We start from the raw sequence: 2,773 nt of genomic DNA, 5'->3' as shown, positions 1-2,773 counted from the left end.
ACCTGACGGTACTGCGTTGTCATATACACAACAAGGGTTGTCCCCAGAGTTGCGTGATGTGATTCTTCCGGCCATGAACAGGTGTGGCGTACGTCACTCGAACCCAAGGTGGTCATGATGGGAGATCTGGTCGAGTTCCTCGATCGTCGCTCGGACGACCTGACCCAGATGTTCCTCGAGCACCTGATGGTCGTCGCGTTGTCGGTGGCGTTGGCCACGGTGATCGGCGTCAGCATCGGTCTGCTCGTGTGGGACCGTGCCTCGGCACGGGCCATCGCGATCATGTCGGCCGCGATCATGCTGACGATCCCGTCCCTGGCGCTGCTGGCGCTCCTGAGTCCGGTGCTCGGCCTCGGCTGGGGACCCAGCGTCGTGGCCCTTGTCCTCTACTCCCAGCTGCCGATCATCCGCAACACGGTCGTCGGTCTTCGAGAAGTGCCCGAGCACGTCCTCGAGTCGGCGCGCGGCATGGGGATGACGCCGGCAACGGCCCTGATCCGCGTGCAGCTGCCAATGGCCTGGCCGATCATCCTGACCGGCATCCGGGTGGCCACTCAGCTCGCCATCGGCATCGCGGCCATCGGTGCCTACGTCGCAGGGCCCGGGCTCGGTCAGTACATCTTCAAGGGCCTGTCGTCCCTGGGCTCCAAGAACGCTCTCAATTACGCGCTGAGCGGCACCGTCGGGGTCATCATCCTCGCCCTGCTTGCCGATGCGCTGTTTGTCCTCATCACCCGTTACACGACACCGAGGGGTCTCCGTGGCTGAGCAGTCCAGCAGCATCTTCCCGTCCTCCGCGACGGCCCCGGGCGGGGTCAGCATCGAGTTGGAGAGCGTGACCAAGACCTACCCCGGGCAGGTCGCCAACGCGGTCGAGGACTTCTCGATGCGCATCGAGCCCGGTGAGCTCGTCATGTTCGTGGGCCCGAGCGGCTGCGGCAAGACCACCACCATGAAGATGGTCAACCGGATCATCGAGCCGACAGCCGGCTCAATCCGGATCGACGGCCAAGACGTCCTGAGCCTCCGCCCGCACGAGCTGCGGCGCCACATCGGCTACGTCATCCAGCAGATCGGCCTGTTCCCGCACATGACCATTGCGGACAACATCGCGACGGTGCCGCGCCTGCTCGGATGGTCCAAGGAGAAGATCAATCTCCGGGTCGAGGAGCTGCTGGAGACCGTGCAGCTCGATCCCGACGTCTTCGCGAAGCGCTACCCCCGGCAGCTCTCCGGTGGGCAGCAGCAGCGTGCGGGCGTGGCCCGGGCGCTGGCAGCCGATCCGCCGGTGATGCTGATGGACGAGCCGTTCGGTGCCACCGACCCCATCACCCGCGAGAAGCTGCAGACGGAGTTCCTCCGCCTCCAGGCCGCGATCGGCAAGACCATCATCTTTGTCACCCACGACTTCGACGAGGCGGTGCGCCTCGGCGACCGGATTGCCGTGCTGAGCGAGCGGAGCCAGATCGAGCAGTTCGACACGCCTGCCCGGATCTTGGCGGCGCCGGCCAATGACTACGTCGCGTCCTTCATCGGTTCGGGCGCCGCGCTCAAGCGGCTCGCGCTCATGCCGGTGGGCAGTGCCCCGCTCTCCGAGGCGCTCGGAGCCGTGGGCAACCGCCCCAGCATCGACCCGAAGAGCACTCTGCGAGACGCGCTGGACCTCCTCGTCGTCACCGGCGAGACCGCGGTCGATGTCATCGACGCCGACGGGGTCCGGCTCGGCCAGCTCACCCACGCCGACATCTCCGCGGCCCTGTCGCGGATCGGTGCGGGGGGCGGTGTGTCGTCATGAGTGCGACGACCACGAACGCCGGGCTGTCCGGGCCCAGCCTCAGGGGACACCTGTGGCGGATCCTCGCCGCTCCGGTGGTGGTGGCCGTGGTGGCCGCCGGTGTCGCCATCTGGCTCGCCGGAGCCGAGCTGGACTCCATCGAGGAGCGCACCCTCAACGGCTCCTACATCGTGGCCCGGGTCATCGAGCACCTCCAGCTCTCGCTCGCTGCCTCGGCCCTGGTTGCGGCTCTGGCCATCCCGGCTGGAGTCCTCATCCACCGTTCGCAGTCGCGGCTCCTGCGTGCCGTCGTCCTGGCCCTCGCCAACATCGGCCAGGCGACTCCGGCCGTGGGGGTGGTGATCCTGCTCGCCATCGTGTGGAAGACGGGCTTCAGCACGGCGCTGATCGCCCTGGTGGCGTACGCGTTCCTCCCCGTCCTGCGCAACACCCTGACCGGCCTCGCTGAGGTCGACGGCGCGGTTCGTGAGTCCGCGCTCGGCATGGGTATGACGCGCACCCAGGTGCTCTTCCGGATCGAGCTGCCGCTGGCCTCCCCAGTGATCCTGGCCGGCCTGCGCACGTCCCTCGTCTTCGCCGTGGGTGTGGCCACCATCGCGACCTTCATCAACGCTGGTGGCCTCGGCGACATGATCGTCAACGGCCTGAAGCTGCAGCGCTACCCGGTCCTTGTCGTCGGTGCCGGCCTCGTGGCCGGAATCGCCATCCTCATCGACTGGCTCGCGGGTCTGGTCGAGGAGTATGCGCGACCCCGCGGTCTCTCCTGAATCTCTGCTCACTCTCGGGAATCGTCAACCCATCACCCCCTCACCGAAGGAAAACCATGAAGAAGAAGATGATGCTGATGCTGTCGCTCAGCTCGATGGTCCTGTTGTCCGCCTGCGGCGGCTCGGACGACTCGAGCGGCTCGAGCGGCGGCGGCAACCTCGAGGGCCTCACCGGGACCGTCGGGTCCAAGGACTTCTCCGAGCAGTACAT

At 67.0% G+C, this 2,773-nt stretch carries 3 protein-coding genes; all 3 read left to right on the top strand.

What is annotated here, in order from left to right; translation table 11 throughout:
- Positions 1-117: 117 nt before the first annotated feature.
- From RMO85_RS06215 to RMO85_RS06205, 3 genes are read left to right on the top strand one after another with little or no spacing between them, the layout of a single operon-like run.
- The gene (locus tag RMO85_RS06215) at positions 118-768 is read left to right on the top strand and encodes an ABC transporter permease (RefSeq protein ID WP_310527555.1); all 651 of its coding nucleotides are present in this window, start codon (positions 118-120) and stop codon (positions 766-768) included.
- Entirely contained in the window at positions 761-1,795 is a 1,035-nt protein-coding gene (locus tag RMO85_RS06210) for an ABC transporter ATP-binding protein (protein ID WP_310527554.1), read from the top strand. The genes RMO85_RS06215 and RMO85_RS06210 overlap by 8 nt, the downstream gene beginning before the upstream one ends.
- The gene (locus RMO85_RS06205) at positions 1,792-2,562 is read left to right on the top strand and encodes an ABC transporter permease (RefSeq protein WP_310527552.1); all 771 of its coding nucleotides are present in this window, start codon (positions 1,792-1,794) and stop codon (positions 2,560-2,562) included. The genes RMO85_RS06210 and RMO85_RS06205 overlap by 4 nt, the downstream gene beginning before the upstream one ends.
- Positions 2,563-2,773 lie beyond the last annotated feature (211 nt).

The sequence above is a fragment of the Nocardioides sp. genome (assembly GCF_031422975.1).
Lineage (GTDB): Bacteria > Actinomycetota > Actinomycetes > Propionibacteriales > Nocardioidaceae > Nocardioides.
The sequence above is the reverse complement of the archived record's forward strand: the minus strand, read 5'-3'. Positions and strand labels throughout refer to the sequence as shown.